The sequence below is a fragment of the Methylomonas koyamae genome (assembly GCF_019669905.1).
Taxonomy (GTDB): domain Bacteria; phylum Pseudomonadota; class Gammaproteobacteria; order Methylococcales; family Methylomonadaceae; genus Methylomonas; species Methylomonas koyamae.
On sequence record NZ_AP019777.1, the window covers coordinates 4,806,540 to 4,831,225 of the forward strand.

18 protein-coding genes are annotated in these 24,686 nt (G+C 52.8%); 7 read left to right on the forward strand and 11 right to left on the reverse strand.

The annotated features are described in order from the left end of the window. Position 1: 1 nt before the first annotated feature. The 4 genes from MKFW12EY_RS21650 to MKFW12EY_RS21665 all read right to left on the reverse strand — a co-directional run bounded on the left by MKFW12EY_RS21650 (position 2) and on the right by MKFW12EY_RS21665 (position 5,317). Positions 2 to 1,456 carry a DUF3375 domain-containing protein gene (locus MKFW12EY_RS21650; protein WP_221053752.1) on the reverse strand — a complete coding sequence of 485 codons (1,455 nt, stop codon included), beginning with the start codon at positions 1,454 to 1,456 and terminating at the stop codon, positions 2 to 4. Continuing rightward, positions 1,453 to 2,802 (reverse strand): DNA recombination protein RmuC, encoded by a 1,350-nt coding sequence (locus MKFW12EY_RS21655; RefSeq protein ID WP_245006387.1) that lies wholly within the window; start codon positions 2,800 to 2,802, stop codon positions 1,453 to 1,455. Before MKFW12EY_RS21655 ends, MKFW12EY_RS21650 begins: the two co-directional genes overlap by 4 nt. A 123-nt stretch (positions 2,803 to 2,925) precedes the next feature. Next, entirely contained in the window at positions 2,926 to 3,450 is a 525-nt protein-coding gene (locus MKFW12EY_RS21660; RefSeq protein WP_221053753.1) for a hypothetical protein, read from the reverse strand. 619 nt (positions 3,451 to 4,069) lie between these two features. Further along, complete coding sequence (locus MKFW12EY_RS21665) at positions 4,070 to 5,317, reverse strand: pectin acetylesterase-family hydrolase (protein WP_054759698.1); 1,248 nt, start codon at positions 5,315 to 5,317, stop codon at positions 4,070 to 4,072. A 371-nt stretch (positions 5,318 to 5,688) separates the two neighbouring features. On the opposite strand from MKFW12EY_RS21665, the gene MKFW12EY_RS21670 reads away from it, so the two are divergent. Next, positions 5,689 to 6,393 carry a phosphatase PAP2 family protein gene (locus tag MKFW12EY_RS21670; RefSeq protein ID WP_221053754.1) on the forward strand — a complete coding sequence of 235 codons (705 nt, stop codon included), beginning with the start codon at positions 5,689 to 5,691 and terminating at the stop codon, positions 6,391 to 6,393. Between the two features lie 25 nt (positions 6,394 to 6,418). Here the strand turns inward: MKFW12EY_RS21670 and MKFW12EY_RS21675 are convergent, their stop codons facing one another. Next, a complete protein-coding gene (locus tag MKFW12EY_RS21675) occupies positions 6,419 to 7,798 on the reverse strand; it encodes an L-serine ammonia-lyase (RefSeq protein WP_054759700.1) in 1,380 nt (459 codons plus the stop codon). Positions 7,799 to 7,961: 163 nt separating this feature from the next. Beyond that, positions 7,962 to 8,702, reverse strand: a complete 741-nt coding sequence (gene ppgK, locus MKFW12EY_RS21680) for a polyphosphate--glucose phosphotransferase (RefSeq protein WP_221053755.1) — start codon at positions 8,700 to 8,702, stop codon at positions 7,962 to 7,964. A gap of 754 nt (positions 8,703 to 9,456) precedes the next feature. Here ppgK and dnaN point away from each other — a divergent pair. From dnaN to MKFW12EY_RS21710, 6 genes are all read left to right on the forward strand, one after another. Further along, a complete protein-coding gene (gene dnaN, locus MKFW12EY_RS21685) occupies positions 9,457 to 10,560 on the forward strand; it encodes a DNA polymerase III subunit beta (RefSeq protein WP_221053756.1) in 1,104 nt (367 codons plus the stop codon). 13 nt (positions 10,561 to 10,573) lie between these two features. Next, positions 10,574 to 11,647 (forward strand): DNA replication/repair protein RecF, encoded by a 1,074-nt coding sequence (gene recF / locus MKFW12EY_RS21690; protein WP_054759702.1) that lies wholly within the window; start codon positions 10,574 to 10,576, stop codon positions 11,645 to 11,647. Between the two features lie 114 nt (positions 11,648 to 11,761). Beyond that, entirely contained in the window at positions 11,762 to 14,167 is a 2,406-nt protein-coding gene (gene gyrB, locus MKFW12EY_RS21695) for a DNA topoisomerase (ATP-hydrolyzing) subunit B (protein WP_221053757.1), read from the forward strand. A gap of 73 nt (positions 14,168 to 14,240) precedes the next feature. Further along, a complete protein-coding gene (locus MKFW12EY_RS21700; protein ID WP_245006388.1) occupies positions 14,241 to 15,074 on the forward strand; it encodes a DNA adenine methylase in 834 nt (277 codons plus the stop codon). Next, a complete protein-coding gene (locus tag MKFW12EY_RS21705; protein ID WP_054759704.1) occupies positions 15,071 to 17,059 on the forward strand; it encodes an ATP-binding protein in 1,989 nt (662 codons plus the stop codon). The genes MKFW12EY_RS21700 and MKFW12EY_RS21705 overlap by 4 nt, the downstream gene beginning before the upstream one ends. A gap of 11 nt (positions 17,060 to 17,070) precedes the next feature. Then, positions 17,071 to 18,414 (forward strand): hypothetical protein, encoded by a 1,344-nt coding sequence (locus tag MKFW12EY_RS21710; protein WP_221053758.1) that lies wholly within the window; start codon positions 17,071 to 17,073, stop codon positions 18,412 to 18,414. Between the two features lie 288 nt (positions 18,415 to 18,702). Here MKFW12EY_RS21710 and MKFW12EY_RS21715 read toward each other — a convergent pair whose 3' ends face one another. Genes MKFW12EY_RS21715 through MKFW12EY_RS21735 form a run of 5 tightly spaced genes read right to left on the reverse strand, consistent with a single transcriptional unit; the run spans position 18,703 to position 24,673 of the window. Next, positions 18,703 to 21,093, reverse strand: coding sequence for a hypothetical protein (locus tag MKFW12EY_RS21715; RefSeq protein WP_221053759.1), 2,391 nt, complete (start codon positions 21,091 to 21,093; stop codon positions 18,703 to 18,705). Positions 21,094 to 21,145: 52 nt separating this feature from the next. Beyond that, the gene (locus MKFW12EY_RS21720) at positions 21,146 to 22,009 is read right to left on the reverse strand and encodes an esterase/lipase family protein (RefSeq protein WP_054759708.1); all 864 of its coding nucleotides are present in this window, start codon (positions 22,007 to 22,009) and stop codon (positions 21,146 to 21,148) included. Positions 22,010 to 22,031: 22 nt separating this feature from the next. Beyond that, complete coding sequence (locus MKFW12EY_RS21725; protein WP_221053760.1) at positions 22,032 to 23,090, reverse strand: DUF6765 family protein; 1,059 nt, start codon at positions 23,088 to 23,090, stop codon at positions 22,032 to 22,034. Positions 23,091 to 23,107: 17 nt separating this feature from the next. Continuing rightward, positions 23,108 to 24,004 carry a glycyl-radical enzyme activating protein gene (locus tag MKFW12EY_RS21730; protein ID WP_221053761.1) on the reverse strand — a complete coding sequence of 299 codons (897 nt, stop codon included), beginning with the start codon at positions 24,002 to 24,004 and terminating at the stop codon, positions 23,108 to 23,110. 15 nt (positions 24,005 to 24,019) lie between these two features. Next, a complete protein-coding gene (locus tag MKFW12EY_RS21735) occupies positions 24,020 to 24,673 on the reverse strand; it encodes a hypothetical protein (RefSeq protein ID WP_054759738.1) in 654 nt (217 codons plus the stop codon). Between the last annotated feature and the right edge of the window lie 13 nt (positions 24,674 to 24,686).

Sequence of the window (24,686 nt, forward strand, 5' to 3'; positions counted from 1 at the left end):
CTTATCTGACAAATATCACCCTAGGCAAGCGCGCCTGCTTGCTCACTTCCCGCCCCGCCTCATCCAAGGCCTGCCAAAAGATGATGTCTTCGGCGTTTTCATCGACGGTGGTTTTGAAGCTGTCGCCGCCGAGTTGCAGATAGGCGACGAGTTCCGCCAAGCCGTGTTGCAGCGGGCGGCTGCGGCAGAGTTCAGCCAGGGTGATTTGCGGTTTGTCTTGCAGGGCGTGGCGGATATGGCGGGCCAGTTGAGTTTTGTCGATGACGATTTGCGAGAATAGCGCGGTGGCGTCCAGGTCGTCGTCGCCGGTTTCCGGGATCAGGCTGGCGATGCGCGGCTTGACGGTCGGCGTGTGCAGCGGCCGTTCCATTGGCAGTTCGATGTCGGCAGCAGCTTCGGCGATGCTCATCACTTCGCCGGACGGTTGATTGTCGCGCAAAGCCAAGGCCTTGGCTTCGATGCCGTGCAGGATTTCCATGATGCGGCGGTTTTCCAACCAGGCCTGGTCGTCGAGGAAGCGGCGCAGTTGCTTGCTGAGTTCGGCGACGGTGCGCTGGGTGTGTTCGCCGGCTTCCAGCCAGTCGTAATGCACCCGGCGCAAGCGGGCCTCGGGGCGCAGTTCAGCCACCGGCTGCAAGGCCAGCACTTTTTCCAGCAAGGCCGATAATTCTTCCTGGCGGCGGCTGGACATCAGGAAATCCCGGAAGGCGCGGAAGCTGCGGCCCTGGTCGGAGTCGGCGATGGCGTCGCGCTCGCCCATGATGTCTTGCAGCAATTCGCCCTTGCCGCCTTCCCACAAGGCGATGCGCTCGCGCACGCGACGGTCCAGGCCGCGAAAGTTATGCTCGACTTCGCGAAAGTCGCCGAGCAGTTCGCGGGCCAGCGCGGTGAATTGCAGAAAGCGGTCTTTCAAGGCGGTGTCGTCCAGCAAGGCAAGGTCCCCGGCCTCGGCTCTGGCTATTTCGGCGTCGATGTCGGCGCGGCGCTTGCGCAGTTCGGCGATACGGGTTTCCGGGTCGGTTTCGCTGCCTGCGCTGATTTGTTTGAGCAGTTCGAACAACGTTAATAAGCGCGACTCGGTGCCGACGAAGGCGCGCTCGGTCAGGCTGCCTAACCAGGCGATGGCTTTTTCGGTAGCCGGCGTCAGATCGAAATAGGGTTCGTCGGAGCCTTGGCGGTAAAATTTGCGCAGCCAACCCTTGTCGTTGGCGGCCCAATCGTTCAGATAATCCAAAGCCGATTTGGGGAAGGCGTCGCCGCCCAGGCGCTCGCGCAGGCCGAACAACTCGTCCTCCAATGCTTCAGCCAAATCGGCCTGGGCGAGCAAACGCTGGTTGGGCGCGACGAAGGCCCGGTGCAGAAAGCCGGCGATCAGCGGCGCGTGGTCGGAGCGCAACAAGCGCCAGGCCGGATGGTTTTGTTTCAGCAATTCCAGCGTGGTGTAATCCAGGCTCATGCCTCGTCACCTGCGTCCATTTGCTCAGTTAGGCTCTTGGGTAGTTTCTTTTTCACTTTGACGCCTAACTCTTCCAGGCTGCTGGCTTGCCTTAATAAATTGCCCTGGCCGCTGCTAAGTTTGTTGACGATGCCGTCATAGGTTTTTTGCACGGTGCCGAGTTGGTTGCCCAGTTTTTCGATGTCTTCGACGAAACCGCGGATTTTGTCGTACAGCGTGCCGGCCTTGTCGGCGATCTGGCGGGCGTTTTCGTTTTGTTGCTCGTAGCGCCAGATGTTTTGGATCGTACGCAGCGTCGCCAACAGCGTGGTCGGCGTAACCACGACTATTTTGTGTTCGAAAGCGTCGTTGAACAGTTTTTCGTCGCCTTGGAACGCGGCCATGAAGGCGGCTTCGATCGGCATGAACAGCAGCACAAAATCCAGCGAACGCAGGCCTTTTAGGCTGGAGTAATCCTTGCCGCTGAGGCCTTTGATGTGGGCGCGCACCGCTTCCACGTGCTGTTTCAAGGCCTCCGCGCGTTCGGCATCGTCTTCGCTGGAACAATACCGTTCGTAAGCAATCAACGAAACTTTGGAATCGATCACCACGTCCTTGTTGTCCGGCAGGCGGACGATCACGTCGGGTTTGAACAGGCGTTTGTCCTCATCGCGGTACGCGCCTTGGGTTTCGTATTCGATGCCCTTGCGCAGACCGGATTGTTCCAGCACTTTTTCCAGAATCATCTCGCCCCAGTTGCCTTGCGCTTTGTGGTCGCCTTTCAACGCGCGGGTCAGATTCAGCGCTTCCTGATTCATCTTGGCGGTATCGCGGCGTAGCGAGACGATTTCCTCGCGCAGCGAGATACGATCCTTGGTTTCGTTGTCGTAAACGCTTTCCACCCGCTGTTTGAACTCGCCGAGCTGTTGCTTCAGCGGTGCCACCAGGGTTTCGATGCTGGTTTTGTTATGCTCGACGAACTGCTTGCCGCGCTCTTCGAAAATCCGATGCGCCAGGCTTTCGAATTGGGCCTTGAGTTGATTTTCGGCGTCCTGCAGCAAACGGATTTTTTCTTCGTTATGCTTGTGCTGCTCCTGCTGGCGGGTATTGAGTTCGGCGTTTTCGGTTTTCAATGCCAGCAATTGTTGTTGCAGGGCTTGCAACTCGGACTCGCGTTGATTCAGCAAAGCCAGGCGTTCCTCGGCCACCGCCAGTTTTACGCTTTGCTGCTGCAATTGCTGTTGCTGCCGCTCGATTTGGCCAAGCAAGTCCCGCTGGCGTTTGTTAGCCAGCCAAGCACAAACTAAATAACCCAACAACATCGCCAACGGTAATGCGGCCAATACCATGCCTATGTTCATTTCCATTTTGAGTTCTCGTGCAATCAAACCAGCGGCTGACAAACGGCTGGCGTCCGCGCTACAGCGGAACCTGCCTGACGGTATTGCCGCGCTCGCTGAAATGGCGTTAATTGGTTGGTTCCCATCGTTTTATCGGGGGTTGATCGACAAATCGCCGATTGTAAAACCGATATCGAAACCCTCACCTTTGCCGATTAATACCAACGAGATTTCGCCACGGGTCAAGACCTGGCGGTCGATGGAGTTGTTGAATCCGAAATGGCTGCCCAACGAGATATAGTCGCCGAATATTTCGCTAAGGTATTTGACGTCGGTGAAATAACCTTCGCCTTCGATCGAGGAATAGCCGATGGTAAAACCGATGCTTTTGGAAGACAGTGCGACCAGTGCCTTTTCGCCGTTGCGGCAGGTTATTTCGCCGCTGCCGTCGTATTGTTTATAAGCCAGAGCAAATCCCTCCAGCTTGTATTTCATGGTACAGGTGCCCAATTTTTTTTCGCCAAACTGGACATTGATATCGGCGTGGCCGGTCTGATCCGCCGTCGGCGTTTGCGGCGCTGCCGGAGTTGGTGCCGGCTGGGCTGGCGGTGCCTGGTCGAGCGGATGGGTAATGAATTCGGCATAACCGATACCCGGAAAGGCAACCGCCAACACAGCAGCGTGAATCCAACCGGGAATCGTAGACCTGCTAACGCTCGAACATTCGGCCGCGGTTTTGAAAAAGGAACCGTTGTTCGAGACCAGCTTGGCGGAGTCTGGTAGCGACCGCCCCACAACCGATTGCTGCCGAAGGTTATTGATACTCCGGCTAAACAGTTCGGCGCCGCGAATCAGTGCAGGGCTCGAATAAAGCTTGGATATGGGTAAATCAGATAAGCGTCGGCCGCCTCCAATTTGCAGTATGTCCATCATGACGCTCCGATCAATATGGTAGGAAAATGCCGGCCGCTATCGACAAACTGCGAGCTTCGCCCGGCCGACAGTCGGCTGTTTAAAATTGCCGGGTACTTTACTCGAAAGGACGTAAAAAAGTGACAACGCACCGTTTATCGAAGGGTTGATCGGCCATTAGAGCCTAGCCGATTGCGTAGGCAAATCGAGTGTGAAAGCCAACCGTTGCATCAGGTTGCGACCAAGACAAAAGCGGGTGGCGGCGGCATTTGCTGCCGCCGCCTAGCCTACCCAGGCAAATTGATAGCATCTTCGCCAACGAGTTACCGCGCCGAATAAGTTTATCTGACAGAGCCCAGACTCTCGCCCCGGTAACCGGCCATTACGGTGTGCCGAAGCTTCTGGCCAAACAGGCCAATACCCCTTCCTGGGTTAAATTTTGTTCGCCGCAATCCACGCCCGGCGTACAACTCAGATTTTGCCAATCGGCATTGTCGTTGGTGACGATAGCCTTGGCCCAATCCACGAAGCGGATGCCGTTCAGCGCCGATGTATAAAACTCGTCGAACCGGAATATCGTATGGTTGCAACCGGGGTCGATGTAAGCCCGGTAGTTTTTCGGCAATGCGGCTTTTAATCCGCCGGCGATTGTATTCATTCTGGTACTCCAGCTGCCGAAACCGGAGAGTTGATCGGCTGGGACACCGTCGTTTTGTTCCATGATATTCAAGAACAATTTTTGCACCACATCGTAAGCCGTCGTGTATTGCGCAAAACGTTCTTTGGGGTATTGCGCTGCCAGGGTTCTGTAGGCTCTCGGCAAGAAATCGGTTGCCGGAGCGGACGGCAAGGTTTTGAATATCGGATGCAAGTTGGTGTTGATGTTCCATCCCGAGTTAGGGCCGAATACGCCGGCCGCCAGAAAGCCGTCGGTAATAACCCCCATGCCGCCGTCGCTGAGTAACGAGACCTTGGCGTCCTTGCCCAACAACTTTTGGACCCAGGGATAATTCAATGCCGCGCCGTAAGAACCGGCACTGGAACCGGCCACCAAGATCTTGTCGATTTCTATGCGGCCGGCGTGCAACGGGCTGAATTTGTTTTTCCGCTCGCGTTTAAAGTAATCCACCACATAAAGAAAGTTGTCGAAGCCGCGGTGTTTAATGGCTACCGCGTCGGTCGGATCGGGATTGAACGGATTTTGGTAAACCGTATCCTTGGAACCTAAAAATACGTCGCCGGTACAATACGATACAAACACCATGGTCCAATTTTTATATGGATTATCCGGATCTTCGGCGTTTAATAATCCAGCCATTTTATTAGGATTATTGGCATCCACATCGGCATCTGGCACATAGGTAGACTGCATGGAACAGGTACCGTAGTTCCAACAGGCGCCTCCACCGTTGAAATACAGCAACACCTTGTCGGCCTTACCCGGCTTTACGTAAAAAGAGTAAGGTTGGCCGAATGCGCAACTGGGTGTGACCAGCTTTTGCGAATCGCCGACTTTTACCGGATATTGACCCGGAGTTACTTCGACTTTTTGCCAGAGGTCCGTCGCCTGAGTGGCGGCGGCAAAACCCAGCAAAACGGCAAGTGCCGCGTTTGATACAAATGGCTTCATAGTTTCTTCCTATATTTTCTGGAATTGAGCGGAAATTCGCCTTGCGGCCTATTCGGCGTCCGGCTAACGTTCAAGTGTAGTCCGCTATACCGCGAGCTAAGGGATGAAACTGGGAACTACTGATTTTCATTACCAGAACCGGCGTGGGCGCCGTTCAAGGCATCGCCGCGTTTTCGGCGAAGTTAGCCGGGAACTGCTCGACATTGGTGCAAATTGGCCGCTGGCATTGGTTGAGATAAACCTATACGGTTTAATCCAAAACCGCCGGACCGCGAATGGTTGTTAATTTTCAAAGCCTTGTAAACGGAATGAAAATTTGGCGCAGTTTTGGCTTGGCTGTAGTGGATTCGAACCGACTATCTGGATACCCAATGGCAACATCGAAACGCCATCACTGCGAATTAACCGTTCTGGCCGCACTTGCCGCGGCTACCACCCTCGTATTTTGGTTTACCAATTTGGACCGGTGGGCGGCCGGTTTATTTTTTTATCCGGGCAACGCCAGCGGCGTTTGGCCCAAACAGGACTGGTGGTTTTGGCGAGTTCTGTACGATTACGCATTTCCGTTCACGATCACGGCCGGTGCATTTGCCCTGCTGGCTTACCTATTCAGTCATTTGCACGACGACTTCCGCAGTTTTCGCCGCCAAGCCATGTATATCTTGCTGGTCATTGCGATAGGCCCAGGGCTGGTCGTCAATCTGATCGTCAAAGACCATTGGGGGCGGCCGCGGCCGGTGCATACCAAGGAATTCGGCGGGGAATACAACTACGTGCCGCCGGCAAAATTAGGCCATAGCCCGGATAAGTCTTTCGTCTGCGGCCATTGTTCGGTCGGATATGCGTTTTTTGCCCTGTATTTTTTAACGCAAAATTACAAAACGTTTTATTTGCTGCTGACGTTGGGCTTGGCGTGGACCATGGGTTTTACCCGGATGACAGCCGGCGGCCATTACCTGTCCGACATTCTCTGGTCCGGCTATCTGGTGTTTTTGGTGGCTTATGCTTTGTATTACGGCTGGTATCTGCGCGACAAACCGGTAACGGTACTCGAACGGAAAACCGCCACCGGTTAACACTCCGGCTTAACCGGACTGCGGCTCAACATTCGATCAAGTTCACCGCCAAACCGCCGCGCGAGGTTTCCTTGTATTTGGTTTTCATATCGGCGCCGGTTTCGCGCATGGTCTTGATCACCTTGTCCAGCGACACGAAGTGTTTGCCGTCGCCGCGTAGTGCAATCCGCGCCGCGTTGATCGCTTTGACCGAGCCCATCGCATTGCGCTCGATGCAAGGCACTTGCACCAAGCCGCCGACCGGATCGCAGGTCAAACCCAAGTTGTGCTCCATGCCGATTTCGGCGGCGTTTTCGACTTGCTCCGGCGTGCCGCCCAACACTTCGGCCAAGGCGCCGGCCGCCATCGAACAGGCCACGCCGATTTCGCCCTGGCAACCCACTTCGGCTCCGGACAGCGAGGCGTTTTCTTTATATAAAATCGCGATGGCCGCCGCGGTTAATAAAAAGCGGATCACTCCGTCCTCGTTCGCGCCTTCGCAAAACTTCCAGTAATAATGCAGCACGGCCGGAATGATGCCGGCGGCACCGTTGGTCGGCGCCGTGACGACGCGGCCGCCGGCGGCGTTTTCTTCGCTGACCGCCAGCGCAAACAAATTGACCCATTCCATCGTGCCGACCGGCATGCTCGGGGTTTGCCGCGGAATTTCGCCGGTCAGTTGCCGATACAGGTTGGCGGCCCGGCGCCTGACTTTCATGCCGCCGGGCATGATGCCTTCCTGGTGCAGACCGCGTTCGACGCAGGCCTGCATCACCTGCCAAATATTCAATAGCCGCTCGCGGATTTGCGCTTCGTTCAGCCAGGCCTTCTCGTTGCTCATCATTAAGTCGCTGATCGACTTGCGGTGAGTGGCGCATAATTTGAGTAAGCCGTCGCCGGTGTTGAACGGATAAGGCAAACAAGTATCGTCGTTGCTCAAGCGGTCGACCGCCGCTTCCGGTCCGGTTACGACGAAGCCGCCGCCGACCGAATAATAATCGGCCTGCACCAATTCGGCGCCGGATGCATCGAACACGGTCAGCCGCATGCCGTTGGAATGGTAAGGCAATACTTTGCGTTGAAACAGCAGATCGGATTTTTCGTTGAACGCCACCGGATATTGGCCCAGCAGCCGCACCGCACCGGTCTCGCGGATCTGCGCCAGGCGTTGCGGAATCTGGTCTGGATCGACCGCATCCGGCATTTCGCCTTCCAAACCCAGCATGACTGCCTTGTCGGTGCCGTGGCCTTTGCCGGTGGCGCCGAGGGAACCGTATAGTTCGACCTGAATCCGACGGACTGCGCCGAGTAAGCCTTGTTGTTCCAAATTGCGGGCAAAGGCCATTGCCGCCCGCATCGGTCCCACCGTGTGCGAGCTGGAAGGGCCTATACCGATTTTGAAGATATCGAAAACGCTGATTGCCATGGTGATCGCCTGGGTTGGATAGAGCGGAAATTTGGGAAAAACTGGCTACTAAGACACGCCGGCAGTAACAAGCTTCCTCAACCGAGGTAACACCAAGCAATCATCGTACCGCGTACAGCAGCGAGAAACCGCAACGCCAAAGCCGGCTGGGCCAAACCTTAAATTAAAGTTTCGACTTGGCAAACAGTGCGGCACCGACGATGCCGGCTTGGTTTAAAAATACGGCAGGTTTGACCGGCGTGTTCAATGCGAGTTGATCCTGGAATTTGTCGAACTTTTTACTGGCGCCGCCGCCGAGGATGATCAAGTCGGGCCAGAACAAGCGTTCCATCGCAGTCAAATAAGTATTGAAGCGCTTACCCCAGGTTTTCCAACCCAAATCCTCGATCTTGCGCGCCGCATCGGAGGCATAGCGTTCGGCTTTGATGCCGTTCTCCAAAAAAATATGCCCCAACTCGGTATTGGGCAATAAATTGCCGTCGGTAAACAGCGCAGTTCCCAGGCCGGTACCCACGGTAACCAACAACACCACACCGGATTGACCCACGCCGTGGCCGAAATGCATTTCGGCAAGCCCGGCGGCATCGGCGTCGTTGACGTTGAAACAAGCACAGGTTGTCGCTTCCGAAAATAATTTATCGATATCGGTTTGGATAAACTCCTTGGAGATGTTGGAGGCCGTCAAGGCGACGCCGTGTTGCACCGCAGCCGGAAAACCGCAACCGACCGGCCCGTTCCAGTGAAAATGCACCACCAACTGCGCCAGTACCGCCGCAACCGCTTCCGGAGTAGCCGGCTGCGGCGTGTCGATACGATGCCGTTCCGATACTAATTCTCCGGTTTCGGTGTTGACTATCGCACCTTTGATACCGGAACCGCCAATATCCACGCCAAGTACCAGCATAAGTTCTCCTTGTAAAAATGATCCGATACCATTTTAGGCCAATCGGCGGGCTTACCGCTGGTTTATCAGTTCAAGATCCAAATCTGGCGGATGCCGACTTATAAACATTGTTGATAAGCGTGTTGGCAAAATTCGTCGAATCTTGTGGAAAAATTGCGGATTAATCCGGCTTTGGCAGTTATCCACATTGTGTGGACAAGCATCAACGGCTGGGATTTACAGACTTAGTGTTAATTCATCTGTTTGAAAAAAATATAAAAAACACACTTATCCACAGTTTTTTATGGACGTAATAGTAATAACAAAAAATAAAGATCTAATAATCTATTTATGATTAGCTGTTGAGATCGGCCGGCAAATCGGACTTGCGGGGACGGAAATTTGCCGCTTTGCCAGCGCCAAGGCAACCGGTTGCTACCGAAACGAACTTTATGAAGACCGATCTATTCCAGCAACCAATTCGTTAGCACGGTAGATAGTCGGCAAACCACAATTCCGCTAAGCGGACTCGCCAGTTTCCTCCATAATAGGGAAAGCAAACTTGTTGAAAAGAATGTTGGATAATATCGGCAAAAGATGTGGACAAGTTGTAGCCATTTTGACCCTTGCCGGTTTTCCACAAATCCTCAACAAGTACGGCGACGGTTAACTTACATGTTCAATATGAAAAAAAGTTATTGATTTTGAAAGGTAATTACAGCTTATCCACAGGTTTTTTCTTCGATAGTAATAACAATAGAGAAAAGATATTGATATGAAATTTATTATTGGCAGAGATCAAATTCTCGCTCCGTTGCAACAAATCGTCAGCGTTATCGAGAAACGGCAAACCATGCCTATCCTTTCCAACGTGTTGTTGCAAGCCAGCGACGACCAATTGGTGATGACCGGTACCGATACCGAAATTCAGATTGTCTCGAAGATAAATATCGAATCAATAATAAAATCCGGGGAAATCACGGTTCCAGCGCGCAAGTTTCTGGATATTTGCCGCTTGCTGCCGCCTGCGGCCGAAATCAGTTTTGAGTTACAGGACGACAAAGTGAAACTGATATCGGGGCGCAGCCGGTTCTCGTTGAGTACATTGCCGGCCGAACACTACCCGGAATTCAACGAATCGAACTACGAATACGATTTCGCATTGAATGCCGGCAAATTAAAGAAAGCGTTGGAAAAAACCGTGTTTTGCATGGCCAACCAGGATGTTCGCTACTATTTGAACGGCCTGTTGCTACATATCAGCAATTCCAGATTGAAATTGGTAGCTTCCGACGGCCACCGCCTGTCGATTTACGAGGATGATATCGGCCAGGCGACCGGCTGCGAATCCCGCATCATTTTGCCGAGAAAAGCGGTACAGGAATTAAGCCGCCTGTTGGACGATACCGAAGCCGAGTTGAATATCCAATTCTCCAACAACCACATCAAACTTTATTACAAGGATGTGGTGTTCTCGTCCAAACTGATAGACGCTAAATTTCCGGATTTCAGCAAGGTGTTCAACCAGAGCTTCATGTCGCCGCTGCTGATTCAAAAACAGTTGTTGCGCGAGGCCTTGACCCGGGTGGCGATTTTGTCCAATGAAAAGTACAAAGGCGTTACCTTCGATATTGCCGGCGACTCGTTGAAGTTAAGTACGCACAATCCAGAGCATGACGAAGCCGAGGAAGAGTTGGTTATCGATTACCAAGGCGATCCATTGACGATTTCGTTCAATTCGCAGTACATGCTGGATGCAGTGACCAATCTGGATTCGGAAATGGCGGTCTTGACCGTTGCCAGCAATGCCAGCAGTTGCTTTGTGGAAGAGCCCGAACAAGCCCTATTCAAATTCATCGTAATGCCGATGCGGATGTAAACAGCTTCTCGGGATGACTTTGTTAAAGTTGGATGTTCTGGCGGTGCGGAACATCCAGTCCGCCAGCATTTCGCCGTCGCCGTCCATCAACTTGATTACCGGGGCCAATGCCAGCGGTAAAAGTTCGTTGCTGGAGGCTATCTTCATCTTGGGTCGAGCCCGGTCGTTTCGGACCACCCATATCAAGCAAGCCATCGCCTTCGATCAATCGCAATTGACTGTCGCTGCGCAAAACCGCCTGCAAAACGGATCGGTCAGCCATCTCGGTATTCAAATCGACAACAAACAATGCGAGATCCGCATCGACCAGGAAAACCGGCAGAAGGCGGATTTAGCTTACGCATTGCCGGTGCAATTGATCCATCCTAAGAGCTACCGTTTGCTCGATTCGGGGCCGCAAATCCGCAGAGAATTTCTGGATTGGGGGATTTTTAACCACAACAGGAATTTTCTGCCTTGCTGGCGTAATTACAGTAAAGCCTTGCAGCAGCGCAATGCGCTACTGAAGAGTCGGCAAGTTCGGCAAATTTCGGCTTGGGATCGGGAACTGGCCGAGTACGGCCGGATGATCAAGGATTTCCGTCTGAGCTATTTAAGCGCTTTGCAACCGGTGTTTCTGGAAATGGCCGGCTATTTTTTACGGAGCGACGATGTGGCATTGCGCATCCTATCCGGTTGGGACGACAAATTGAGTTTGGAGCAAGCGTTTAAAGCCGATCTGGAAAAGGATATGCGTTACGGCTTCACCCATAGCGGTCCGCACCGCGCCGATTTCCAAACTTACCTGAACAAACGGCTGGCTAAAGATTATTTGTCGCGCGGTCAGCAAAAGTTGCTGGTATTAGCTTTGCTGTTAGCGCAAGTGACTTTGTTGAATCGGGATAGCCCCAATACCTGTTGCATTCTGATCGACGACCTGACGGCGGAATTGGATGCAGATAACAGGGCAAAATTGCTAAAATACTTGGCCGAGCTTGAATGCCAAATATTTATCAGCAGTACTGGAATAGCCGATTTCGGCGATTTAAGTAACATCGACAACTACAAGTGGTTTCACGTGGAACACGGCGATATTAGCCAGGTTTGATGTTTCACGTGGAACGAATAATAAAAACTAGAAACCTCCATCACCAACGCATGATCTGTTGAATGCCCGAGCAAACGACAAACCACCGTGCGGTACAACACACTGGATACCCTCATGAGTGAACAATACGACAGTTCGAATATCACAGTACTGAAAGGTCTGGACGCGGTCAGAAAACGTCCTGGCATGTATATCGGTGATACCGATGACGGTTCCGGTCTACATCACATGGTGTTCGAGGTTGTCGATAACTCGATAGACGAAGCATTGGCCGGTTACTGCAAAGGCGTCGATGTTGTCATCCATGAAAACGGTTCGGTGTCGGTGTCCGACGACGGCCGCGGTATCCCGGTCGATATTCACAAAGAAGAAGGCCGTTCCGCCGCAGAAGTGATCATGACGGTACTGCATGCCGGCGGTAAATTCGACGACAACGCCTACAAAGTCTCCGGCGGCTTACATGGCGTCGGCGTTTCGGTGGTAAATGCACTGTCCGAAGAATTAACCTTGAAAGTCCGCAAGAACGGCAAACTGCACATGCAGAAATACGTGTTGGGCGAACCGGTTGCGCCGTTGGCCGTTGTCGGAGACGCCGAAGGCAGCGGCACCTATATCAACTTCAAGCCCAGCCCGACCATCTTTACCAACATCGAATTCCATTACGACATTCTCGCCAAACGCTTGCGGGAATTGTCCTTCCTCAACTCCGGCGTCAGAATCTCGTTGCGCGACGAACGTAGCGGCAAGGAAGACGTGTTCGAATTCGAAGGCGGCATCAGCGCGTTCGTGCAACACCTGAATAAGAACAAAACGCCGCTGTTCGAGAAAGTGTTCCACTTCCAGGCCGAAAAGGAAGGCGTCACCGTCGAAGTGGCGATGCAATGGAACGATTCCTACCAAGAAAACGTATTCTGCTACACCAACAACATCCCGCAACGCGACGGCGGTACCCACTTGGCCGGCTTTCGCGCCGCGCTGACCCGTACCATCAACCAATACATCGAAAGCAACGGTCTGGCGAAGAAGGAAAAAGTTGCCACCACTGGCGACGACGCCCGCGAAGGCTTGACCGCCGTGTTGTCGGTAAAAGTGCCGGACCCCAAATTCTCGTCGCAAACCAAAGACAAACTGGTGTCGTCCGAAGTGAAACCGTTGGTCGAATCGACGATGAACGAAAAACTGCAGGAATTCCTGCTGGAGCAACCGCAAGTTGCTAAAGCCATCGCCGGTAAAATCATCGACGCCGCCCGCGCCCGCGAGGCAGCCAGAAAAGCCCGGGAAATGACCCGCCGCAAAACCACGCTGGACATCGCCGGCTTGCCCGGCAAACTGGCCGACTGCCAGGAAAAAGACCCGGCCTTGTCCGAACTATTCATTGTGGAAGGGGACTCTGCCGGTGGTTCCGCCAAACAAGGCCGCGACCGCCGTACCCAAGCCATCCTGCCGCTGAAAGGTAAAATTCTGAACGTGGAAAAAGCCCGCTTCGACAAAATGATTTCGTCGGAAGAAGTCGGCACCTTGATTACCGCGCTGGGCTGCGGCATCGGCAAGGACGAATACAACGTCGAAAAGTTGCGTTACCACCGCATCATCATCATGACCGATGCCGACGTCGACGGCTCACACATCCGCACCTTGCTGCTGACATTTTTCTACCGCCAATTACCGGAATTGGTCGAACGCGGCCATATCTACATCGCCCAGCCGCCGTTGTACAAAGTCAAGAAAGGCAAACAAGAACACTACGTCAAAGACGACAACGCTTTGAACCAATACCTGATTCAAATGGCGCTGGATAAAGCCCAATTACAGACCGACCCGGACACCCCGGTTATTCAAGGTCCGGGTTTGGAAAAACTGGCGACTGAGTTTGCTGACGTCATGAACGTAATCCAACGCCTGTCCAGACGTTACGACGACCTGTATCTGGAACAAATGACCTACATGCCGGTATTGAACGCCGATATCAGAGCCAACCCGCAAATGCTGACCGCCTGGTTTGCGCAACTGGAACGCAACCTGAACGCCGGCGACCATAAAGCCGTATTCAGTAGCGAGCTGAGTTACCGCGACGGCGAAGATTTCGATGTCACCGTCAACAAACGCCTGCACGGCATCACCAAAACCTTCGTCTTGCACGCACCGTTCTTCTCCGGCCACGATTACCAAAAAATCGCCGCCTACGTCGAACACACCACCAACATGTTCGGCGAACACTCGGTCATGCGCATGGGCGAACGCGAGCAACACGTCGCCAATTTCAAACAAGCCTTCGAATGGATGATGCGCGAAGTCAAAAAAGGCCAACACATCCAGCGCTATAAAGGATTGGGCGAGATGAACCCGGAACAGCTCTGGGAAACCACGCTGGACAGCAACAGCCGCCGCCTGCTGCAAGTCACGATCCAGGACGTCATTGCCGCCGACGAAATCTTCACAACGCTAATGGGTGACATCGTCGAACCCCGCCGCGACTTCATCGTCAAGAACGCGCTGGATGTGGCGAATTTGGATGTTTAGCTGGCTGATTTCTTAATCCGTAACAGATTTGGATGTATGGAAATGGTGTCGTAAAACCATTCGGTATCCGAGTGTGAATGAAAAACCAACAATATTGCCGTTTTTAAAATGGGCCGGAGGGAAACGTTGGTTTGTGCAACGTCATGCGGATTTTATCCCTAAGAACTTTAGAAGGTATATCGAACCTTTTCTTGGTGGTGGATCCGTGTTCTTTTACCTTCAACCAACTTCCTCACTACTTGGCGATACCAATCCTGATTTGATTGCCGCCTATAGCGGTATTAAAGAGAACTGGGAGGAGGTGGTGAAAAGTTTGCAATATCACAGTAGTCAGCATTCGGATGAGTATTTCTATTTAATCAGAGGCTCACATCCCACAGATGTTATCCAACGTGCTTCGCGAATGATCTATCTGAACCGGACGTGCTTTAATGGAATTTATCGCGTGAATCTTCGCGGTGAGTTCAACGTGCCTCGAGGCACAAAGGACTCTGTTTTGCTAACCAGTGATCGTTTTGATCAGATAGCAAAGCTACTTGAAGGTGCTGATATTCGTTCTGCAGATTTTGAGATTCTTATAGACGAGGCGCAGGCCGATGATTTTATATTTGCGGATCCGCCCTATACAGTTAGGCATAACTTCAACGGTTTCGTTAAATACAACGAAAAACTCTTCTCCTGGCAAGACCAGGAAAGATTGGCAAAAGCTTTGATTCGAGCCAAAAATCGTGGAGTTCATATCCTATCGACAAATGCAAACCATTCGTCGATTCGGGAGCTTTACGAAGATTGCGGTTTCAATCTAAATACAACTTCACGTTTTTCTTCTATCTCGGCTTCATCAAAGCATAGAAAGCAGTTTGACGAAATGATCATTTCTTTTACCTCAGGCGATGGACAGTCATGACAGATCTTTTTCAAATGGTTAACGCTACGGCAACCCGGGGTAATCCTATCGAGGCGCTAAGAATTTTCTTAGACCGGGAGGCGCAAGTAGAGGCAGCTCGTCAGGTCGATAAAATGCGCTTTGTCGGTTACGTCTTGGAGTTAGGGTACGATGAGGCGAAGATCATTACCAGCGATCCGTACAAACTTGCCGTTGGAGGAATTCCGCGCGGTTCGTTTTTGATAATGACTCCTGTCAGTGCAGGGAATGCTCCGCCCCATTTCACTCTGCTCCGTGTGACTGGAGTATCCCCTACACCCTTGAGTAATCAAGTACAACAAACCTATTTCGAACTCCATAAAAAGTCCATGCCTGAGCTCGACCGTTGGACTCAAAGTGAACTTCAGTGGGGTGCTCTTGATTGTGATGTATTGGGTATGTTCTACGCGGATCCTACCAATATGCAGCGCTTAGCATTCTCGGGTGATGTGAATAACGTGGTCAGTGCTCATCGCTACAAGGTTTTTGCTCCAGATGAAGCCTTGCTCAAAGTGATAGTTAATGGAACTGTTAAGCCAGAACAGCAGTTTGAGATCGGCAGGCTACGCACTATGGAATGCGGTCTTTCCAGTAACGGCGGCATTAGCAATATTCCTGTCAACATATCGATCAGGGACTTCCGTGGCTGTCGAACCGCCATGTTCGGTAAAACCCGGCTGGGTAAATCCAATGTCGTCAAACTTATTGCTCAGGGCATCTTGGAATCAACGAAGTCTGACAACAGCATTGGGCAGTTAATTTTCGACATCAATGGCGAATACGCTAACGACAACCCTCAAGATGGGAATAAATCAATTCGTTCAGCTTACGAATCCCGATGCGAAGTCTATGCATTAACAAAGAGACCAGCGACCCCGTCGAAACCGCTCCGTCTTAATTTCTATGAAAAGCCTGAATCTTGCATCGAAATCATTGCCTCGATGCTGGAGCAGGACAACAAGATGTCTAACTATGTCCGCAGCTTTGCTAACGTGAAGCTGCCATCTATTGAATCAATCGCGACAATGGGGCCAGACGAAAAGACTCGGCCAATTAGAAAGATTCAAATGTATTGGGCAATCCTTAACAAAGCAGGATTCCAAGCAGATGAGTCACGTCTGCGTATCAAAGGTCTTACATCCAGAAACGCGAAAAATTTTGACCCACATTTCAATAATTCACTCCGAACTGCCGCATATCAGGCAGTTCGAAATTCCGCTCCACCCAGTGAACCACAAAGCCTCGATGCATTGGTAAGTGAGCTTGAGGTAATTGCTCAATTCCGACGAGAAAACCCGAACGATCCTTCTCTCCAGTCATCAAGCGGTAAAGCAATGTTCGATGCTGATGATGCAGCGTTGCTTGAGTTTTTAAGTCCGGCAAGCGGTTCGGGCCCTACGATTTTGCGCGGATATATGGCATATCACGCTCCTGACGCGGGTGATTTTATTGCGGATATCCTGACGCTATTGGATGCTGGAAAGACCGTAATTCTCGACCTTGGTAATGCAACAGACCAGATACGGCGTTACTTTGCTGATATGCTGTCCAAAGCGGTCTTTAGTCATCAAGAACGGAAGTTCGTTGGCAACAATCTTGGAGGACATTTTGTTCAGCTCTATTTCGAAGAAGCCCACAACCTATTCCCACCTCAGTCAAAAGATTTGACTGGTGTGTATGCCAGGTTTGCGAAAGAGGGGGCTAAATTCCACATAGGCATGGTGTACTCAACACAATCACCTTCAACGATCAATAGTGAACTTCTAGCACAAACTGAAAATTTCTTTGTTGGTCATCTTTCAAGCCAGGATGAAACAAGGAGCCTCTCTCGAGTCCAGATAGCATTTTCAGGGATTGAGGACGACATTCTTCGGGCTAAAACTCCGGGTTACATGCGAATGCTGACTATGTCACATCGATTCGTTATACCGGTTCAAGCGCATCGCTTCGAAGCTACCTCATCTTAGGGAGTATTGCGATGCCATATTCAGCCGGAGCAAGATTGCCAGGGGAATCAGCCTCAAAACTCGGCCACTTGGCGGTTATCCAAAGTGATTGGGTACGCGCATTAGTGAATGAGTTCGAAGCTGCCAAGACTGAGGAAAAGGATCCAACAAATACGCTTTGGGAGACCTACAATTCAGAGGGTGTAATACCACTACGAAATGTTTGGGCAGTTGATGGCTCGTTTGTTTCTATTCAATCAGAACAAAAGCCTCCGCGAGAAGTTGCATTTGTTAAAGCAGCCTTGTTGACTGTTGATCGCGTCCGCCTCGAAGCGATAGACAAAGACCATCCTCATCCACTACTGCTCCAGGATGTCCTGACCGGAAGTGCCGTCTTCCACGCTACTGTTTTTCCGTTGAAGAACGTTAGAACAGTACTTGGTACTAACTACGATGCGGTAAGGCATATCGTTCGCGATTCGATGAAAATTGACGAGGGTGGCGCCTTCTATGAAACGCTGAAGTGGATTGCTTATAAGAAATGGGACAAGGCCAGTAAATCTACTTCGCCAGGGTTTCAGTGTCCCCACTGCCACGAGGATATTGTCCAAGGACTGCCACACGATGCAGACGAAGGTGTATGTCCAAACTGCTCGAAGACAGTATTCTTGACCGATATGATCGGGTTTCATCTCGATATGGACGAGGAAAGTGCTCCCGATTCCGTGGCATCTGCCTACATGTTGATTATGGAAACCCTGATGCTATTTACTGCAATTCGCGTGCTGTGGGGACATACCGACAAAAGTCTTGTCACTGACACCCTGTTTATCAAGGACGGCCCACTTACGCTGCGAAGTCAGTACTCGAAGTTAGTCCCAAACATTCGAGCCTTTTTACAGCACGCGAAAGATAACGCTAGACCAGTACATGTAATAGGTCAGGAAAAAAGTGGTGCCTTTTTCGATCATTTGGCATCAATAGTCCGCTTTGCGCAGCCACATGAACGTGACCAATTGCCTTCGTTTGCCGTGCTGTCGCACGAATTTGTACGCCGGGAAGTTCACCGATCCCCGGATCTTGCTAATCCTTACGGGAAAAGAACTAATTGGGGTGAGAAGATCTACCTAAAGATTGATCCGGGTACATACATGGTTTTGAACATACCAACGGGAGAATATCTGGATGATGTTTCGATGCCAACTAAGGAGCAGCTAATTGGACTGCAACGCATAATTGCCACGATCCCGAGTCTGGTTAGTCATAAGTTTGAGGGAGCTTTGTTTCCAGTGGAACTTGCAAATGGAATCGCATCGATGTCCAGTTACCCCTCTGCTAGTATTCTACAGAGATTTATCAATGAGCAGACACCATAAATGCTCCAGAACTTACGGTTGTTGATTCAGTCGTTCCTGTTTTAGAAATAAATAGTCTACCCAGCCAGCATTTAGGCTGAGTAGTATAAGCAGCATCGTACTAGCAAGCCTTGGCGTTAATGTTGCCGTACCATAAGAGTAACCCAGTCAGAACTCCTTCCAAAAAATCTAATTTTTTACACAAGTTATTGATTTTTTTTGAGCATTAAACTTTAGTCAAGCATTTAAATCGAAGTTTATTGGTAGTACAAACTCCACAAATCCCAAAGAATAATCTCACGCGCAAGTTCAACCTAACGTATTGATATCGAACCCTATCGCCTGCCGGTGTTGCTCCCAGGTGTTGTCCAGCAATAAAAAATAACCGAATAACTGATACTGGTATTCTGCCGGGTCGGTGGCGGAGTGGAACGGTACCAGCAAGGCGGTGGAATAAATCAGTTGTCCCAGGAATAAGCCTTCGGCGATTTCCACCAGTTCGTCCAGGCAGGTGCCTATCGGCGCCGGACCGCCGATCATCGGGTAGCGGTAATGGAACTGGAATACTTTCTTAGGCCGATCCGGCCCGTTGTTCATCGGCAAAATCGACTCCCTGTCGTCCACGCCCAAAAAGCTGTAACCCTGTCTGACGAACGGCGAAGGGCCGGAATCGGCTAGGCGCTGAATGGATGGCAACGGCGGGTGGTAGTTCATGTCCAATACCCGAAACAGCGCGTCGGTCGGCAGGATGCGCGAGTCCTGGATGTTATTGCCGAATAGCCAATGCTCGGCGGCCTCCCGTTCCCAGAAGGCGCGGTCTGCTTTGGACATGCCTTGGTCCCAACTGCTGTTGAGGTGGGCGGCGTAAGCGCCGGGCTGTTGCCAATAATGTTCTCTATTTTTCTCGACTAAGGCGTAATGCGGATAGCTGGCCGGACGGGCTTTTAGCCCTGCGACCCGCTGCGGATAGCGCTGGGCCAGGTCGTCGCTTTCGTCCAGCAGCATGCTCAATTTGCGGCCGCTAATGCGTTCGAAAGATTTACCGGCCCACGGGAAAATAAAGCGGCCGATATTGGCCCACACTGCGTTCAGCAAGTTCGGCGCGCGCGGATCGTTTTGCAGCTTGTCGGCCAGCGCGGCCGGAATCATGCTGTGTTCCTGCAACGACCGGGCGATATTGGCGATAAAACTGTCGCCAAAACCCCAATGCAAATTCAATGTGGCACCGTGGTAATAATCGAATCCGCAGCACGGATCGCTCTGTCCGTACCAGTCGCGCGCTTCCGGCGCATCGAAGCGGGTGTTGTAGCCTTTACCCTGACCTTGGAACATGCCATCGGCAATGCGCGGCGCCACGCCGCTGCGAAACAGCCGATTCAACACTTCAAAATGGCGCAGGTGATCGTCGAAACCGCTGGCCGCGGAAATTTTGCCTTGTTGGCGTTGCAACATCTGCAAAATGGATTCGCCCGGTTGCAGCAGCTCGCGGACGTCGCCATCGTCGGCTTTCGGCGACGGTTCCAGACAAAATGTGGTGAATTTACGCTGCAACTCGGGGTCGTCGCGCCAGCCGCTCTTCCAATCGATGCCGTCCGCCACGGCGCCCGGTTTGGCCGGTGCCGGGTGGTCGTAACCCAGCTCCTTCCAACCGCGTTCGCCGGGGCGCGGCCGCAGGTTGGGAAAGGCCGAATCCGCAAACGCCTCGCGGGCGCGAGCGGTATCTATCATCAAAAAGAAGCCGTTATTCTGATAACCGTAATCGAGCGAGGTATCGCCGCTATAGGCTTCGCCCAGTTCCCATTCCGGCGGTGGATCGCCGAATAACGGTATCCGCAGTGTGCCCAAACTGTAGTGGTGGGTGGCCATCACCAATTGGCCCAAATAAACGCCGTCTTCTATCTGCACCAGTTCGTCGATCAGCCGCGTCATTGGAAATGCCGGATGCAAATCGTGCCAACGGTAGTTGAGCTGGTACACCGCTTTACCGCGCATCTCCCCAACCACCGATTTACCCGGCAAGGACAGGAAAATCCCGCCGGTTTTCACATACGGAATCGCTTTTTCCTTGGCCAGGTTTTGCGCAAGCAACTGGCTATCGAAGCCCTGCGCTTTAGTATCCAACGGCCTATCCTGCAAATTCCAGAACTGGGTCAGCACCGGCATGCCCAAGCTTTGAATGAAATTGGGATCGTCCGGTTCGCGGAAAAAATTCCGGCCGATGCGAGTCGTTTCCGGATCGTAATTAAATATAGCCACCGGATCGTGGCCGCACTTGGCAGCGAATACCTCTGCGGAAACCGGCTCGAAGGTCTTGCCCATCCATAAACCGGTGCTGGCATATGTGACATTCCACAGCGTTGCCATCCATTCCAGATGCGCCAGCATCGACCGGTTTTCGCCGTGCTTGTTGGCGGCTTCCTTGAAATAGTCGCTATCGCGGATGGACATCGACACCCCGATCATCGGCCCGTCCAGCGGCGTGCTGGTGCCGCACTTGAATAAAGTCAGCAGTTTTTCGTGGATACCGTCCCATTCTTCGCGGCGCAGGTTGTCGCCCAGAACCTTGCGAAAGCGGCGCAGCATAGGCAGCGCGCCGTCTTGCAGATCGTTGGCGAGAATGGCATCGAGCGCATTCGCCAGCGCTTGCTGTTCTTGCTCCGACGCGGTTGGGAAATTGGCGACATTGAGATAGTTGTTCATGGTCCTTCCCCTGTGTTCGTTATATTTTTTTAGGCAGGACCTAAGCGCCCTGCTAAAAGCCTTGTTGTTTTAGGTCGCTGACGATGTCGAGATAGGCCGCCGGGATATCGAAATGGGTCAGCAGCACGCCGCGATAATCGACCAAATCGCCGTGCGACAAGCCCCGGTCCGGATTGCTAGCGCCAACCAGACCGCGAAAGCTGCCCCATTGGCAGGACAAAGTGGAAACCATGCCGTCGTTGTCGCCTTCTATGCGCTTTAGCAAAACCTGCGTGGCGGCAAATACGGGATCGTCGATGGCCCGGCGCATCAGGGTGCCGTAGCTTTGGTAATACACGCCCGCCATATCCGGCACTTGTCGGTTAAATTCCGCCAGGTAACTGCGCGTCAATTGGCGAATGGCCATGCCGGCTTGCGGGCTTTTGTCGCCGGTGATTCTGGCCAGGATGTCCATCGCGGCAAATCCGAATCGCTGCGCCAGGCGTTTGAAGAAATTGATGCTCAACAGGTTTTCGGTATCGGGAATGTCGCCGGCCACCAAGTCCGCCACAGCCGAGCCGCGATGCGGCGTGCAGACCGTGGTCAGGCTGGCGACCTTATCGGCCATATCCAGTTTCGAAATCAGATAGCGCGCTTCCAGGCCGCCCTTGGAGTGGGCGATGATATTGACCTTTGCCGAGCCGGTTTGGCTAAGTATCCTCTCGATAGTGGGCTTTAGCGCCAGCGCGCTGCTTTGATGGCTATTCCAGGCGTCCAGACCGCCCTGAAACACGCTGGCGCCGGCGGCTTCCAAGCGTTTCGGAATCCGGCCCCAGGAATTCAGCATCAACATATCGTCGCGGTAACCGACCCCGTGCAACAGGACGATGGGGTATAGGGTCCGACAGGGTAGCTCGGTTGCGGTGTTGGCGGTCATGGCTAGTCTCCCGCTGATCGGCTTAGCCGGCGCAGATGCCGTACTTGGGCAAAATATCGTGCAGCACGGTCAAACGATGCAGTTGCAGCGCGTCGTGAAACAGCTTCCAATGGCTTTGCAAAAATTGCGGCGTGTATTTATGGACGCGCATGTCCCAACTGCTGCCCAGCGCTTTTTCCTTCCAGGAATTGGTGCCCTCGGCGGCATAGCCGATCTCGGCGCTACCGAAGCCGAATTTTTCGCCTTTGAATCCATTCTTGACGATCTCCAGCCATTTGCCATGGCGGGCTTTATCTTCCTTGATTTTTAAATCGCGAAAGATTTTTTCCAGCAGGGCTTTGTCGGCGGCCGGCAAACCGGTTTGCGCTTTGCCCAGATATTGCTGCATGACTTTACACATTGCATCCGCGGCTTTGCAGAAGTCGGTGGTGTTATCGCGCTCGATCCAAACCCCGCGCCCGTTCCGATATTGCCAATGCAAAAACGGCAGGTCGGGAAAATCCCTGGCCCGGCCGTGGCCCAGCGGCGGAATCACATCATCCAGCAAATCCTCCAGCACATGCTGCAACTGTTTGCTATACATGCCGGAGCTTTTCAATTCCCGCGCGTGTTCCACTTCGTTGATTTCGTGTATCACTCCGGCAAAACCCTGGTGCGACCAGGTATCGGCATAGACATGCAGCGCTATGCCCAGACGATGCAGACTGTAGGGTTTGCCCTTATCGTCGATCGCCGCTTGCACCATTTCCTTGGCCGGCGGACTGTCCGGTAGACAGACGATTTTCTGGATAAAGGTCCCGTCCGGATCTTCGCCCGGCCCCTTGCCGCCGTTGCCCGGCAGAAAATGGAACGGCAACCAGATCATCAGGTTTTGGTCGTTGTTCAAATTGCCGATGTCGGTGCTTTTGTGCGAGGAATGGATCCTGGCGTAAAAGGCGTTGTTATCGAAATGGACCAAGCCTTCGCTGACGGCGTCGTCCACGTATTGCGCCGAATAGGCAATGATGTCGGCTTCCTGGTGAGCGAAGCCGGCGGTGCGGGCGGTGACATAGGTCACGGCATGATGGAAATCGGTTTGCATGACGACTCTCCTTGAAATCAGCAGGCCTGCAAGCTATCTATGCAGCGTTCAAGCTCGGCATCGCTCATAAAGGCGCCGCACCGGTATTCGGTATCGATCCCAAAGCGCTGCAGCTTGTCCAGCCATAATGGGTTGTAAGGCAGGGCACTGACTTGCTTGATCTGGTGCTCGCGCAAGAACTTGGCGATACCGCGCAGATTTTCATCGGTGGCGGTAATGCCGGGAATTAACGGAATGCGTACCTTGACCGGAACCGCGGCGCACTCGGTCAGGCGCAACAAGTTGTCCAGTATGGCCCGGTTGGAATGGCCGGTATGGCGGATGCTGGCAGCTTCGTCGATCAGTTTCAAATCGAAATAGATCAAGTCCAGCCACGGCAGCAGCAGGCGGGCAAAGCGGCCGAAGTTGAACATGCCGTTGGTTTCGATGGCGGTGCGAATACCGGCGGCTTTCAGTTTTTTGAAAAATTCGTGCAAAAAATTCATCTGCATCGTGCATTCGCCGCCGGACGCGGTAACGCCGCCGCCGGTGGCGTCGAAAAACGGCTTGTCGATGGCGACTCGATAAAACAGCTCATCCACGCTCAGCCATTGCCCAACCTGTTCCAAGGCATGATTCGAGCACACCGCCGCGCAACGTCCGCATCGATTGCAACGCTCCCAGTCGAGCCGCAGGCTCCGATCCGCCAAGCTTATGGCTTTGGCGTTGCAAGCCTTGAAGCAAGGCAGGCCGCAGTCCTCCGGATGGCATAACTCGGCGCGAAAGGATAGCGAAGGTCCCGCAGCGATGCCTTCGGGGTTTTGGCACCAACTGCAACTCAGCGGACAGCCTTTGAAAAACACCGTGGTGCGGATGCCCGGTCCGTCCTCGCTGGCATTGCGTTTGATATCGAAGATGTAAGCTGTGCCGTTCATCTTCTTGCTCCCAAATTAGGCCGCTTTAGGCAGGTCCAACGACAATTGGATATCTGTGGCGATTGCGCCCAGTTTGAACAGATGACCGACGTGGCCGGTCAGTTGCACCAGGTTCTCCAGCAGCAAACCGACCACGTCGACGCCGGAACGGCCCAGCAGACCGACTATGGCTTGCACGTCTTTAAAGCGCACTACCAGATCGACCTTACTGGGATCGTTCTCGATTTGGTCCGCCTGGTTTTCGTCCAGCACTTGGGTATCGACCAAGGCCAGCGAGTTTAGGGATTGTCCGAACGGGGTCTTGATATACAGCGCCTCGGGATTGGGGCAAAACCTCAGCAACACATTCATATCGTCGCCGCGTCGGCTGGTGCGGATCAGAAACTTGCCTTGATAGTAACGTTTGCCGCCCGGCACCATCGGATCGACGATCACGAAGTTTTCCTCGAAAAAGGCCTTGGCCTTGGCGGCTTGCGCGGCATCCAGATGGCAATCGCGCAATAAATAGCCAAACCCGAGGCGCAAGGCTACCGCCATGCCGCCGGCCAACAGTCGGCCCTCGACTTTGTCCAACACCGCCGGCAACTCGCCGGCATCAATGGCGGCATTACTGCCCAAGCGTAAGGTTTTTTGTAAATTGGGAAATAAACAGGGAAATCCGGCATGCATGACAGTTCTCCTC

What these genes read in the sequence shown, in the direction of transcription:
- MKFW12EY_RS21720 (WP_054759708.1), bottom strand. Translation starts at nt 22,009, where the DNA reads ATGACCGCCAACACCGCAACCGAGCTACCCTGTCGGACCCTATACCCC.
- ppgK (WP_221053755.1), bottom strand. Translation starts at nt 8,702, where the DNA reads ATGCTGGTACTTGGCGTGGATATTGGCGGTTCCGGTATCAAAGGTGCG.
- MKFW12EY_RS21675 (WP_054759700.1), bottom strand. Translation starts at nt 7,798, where the DNA reads ATGGCAATCAGCGTTTTCGATATCTTCAAAATCGGTATAGGCCCTTCC.
- MKFW12EY_RS21670 (WP_221053754.1), top strand. Translation starts at nt 5,689, where the DNA reads ATGGCAACATCGAAACGCCATCACTGCGAATTAACCGTTCTGGCCGCA.
- MKFW12EY_RS21650 (WP_221053752.1), bottom strand. Translation starts at nt 1,456, where the DNA reads ATGAGCCTGGATTACACCACGCTGGAATTGCTGAAACAAAACCATCCG.
- gyrB (WP_221053757.1), top strand. Translation starts at nt 11,762, where the DNA reads ATGAGTGAACAATACGACAGTTCGAATATCACAGTACTGAAAGGTCTG.
- MKFW12EY_RS21665 (WP_054759698.1), bottom strand. Translation starts at nt 5,317, where the DNA reads ATGAAGCCATTTGTATCAAACGCGGCACTTGCCGTTTTGCTGGGTTTT.
- recF (WP_054759702.1), top strand. Translation starts at nt 10,574, where the DNA reads ATGACTTTGTTAAAGTTGGATGTTCTGGCGGTGCGGAACATCCAGTCC.
- MKFW12EY_RS21705 (WP_054759704.1), top strand. Translation starts at nt 15,071, where the DNA reads ATGACAGATCTTTTTCAAATGGTTAACGCTACGGCAACCCGGGGTAAT.
- dnaN (WP_221053756.1), top strand. Translation starts at nt 9,457, where the DNA reads ATGAAATTTATTATTGGCAGAGATCAAATTCTCGCTCCGTTGCAACAA.
- MKFW12EY_RS21735 (WP_054759738.1), bottom strand. Translation starts at nt 24,673, where the DNA reads ATGCATGCCGGATTTCCCTGTTTATTTCCCAATTTACAAAAAACCTTA.
- MKFW12EY_RS21715 (WP_221053759.1), bottom strand. Translation starts at nt 21,093, where the DNA reads ATGAACAACTATCTCAATGTCGCCAATTTCCCAACCGCGTCGGAGCAA.
- MKFW12EY_RS21730 (WP_221053761.1), bottom strand. Translation starts at nt 24,004, where the DNA reads ATGAACGGCACAGCTTACATCTTCGATATCAAACGCAATGCCAGCGAG.
- MKFW12EY_RS21725 (WP_221053760.1), bottom strand. Translation starts at nt 23,090, where the DNA reads ATGCAAACCGATTTCCATCATGCCGTGACCTATGTCACCGCCCGCACC.
- MKFW12EY_RS21655 (WP_245006387.1), bottom strand. Translation starts at nt 2,802, where the DNA reads ATGGAAATGAACATAGGCATGGTATTGGCCGCATTACCGTTGGCGATG.
- MKFW12EY_RS21710 (WP_221053758.1), top strand. Translation starts at nt 17,071, where the DNA reads ATGCCATATTCAGCCGGAGCAAGATTGCCAGGGGAATCAGCCTCAAAA.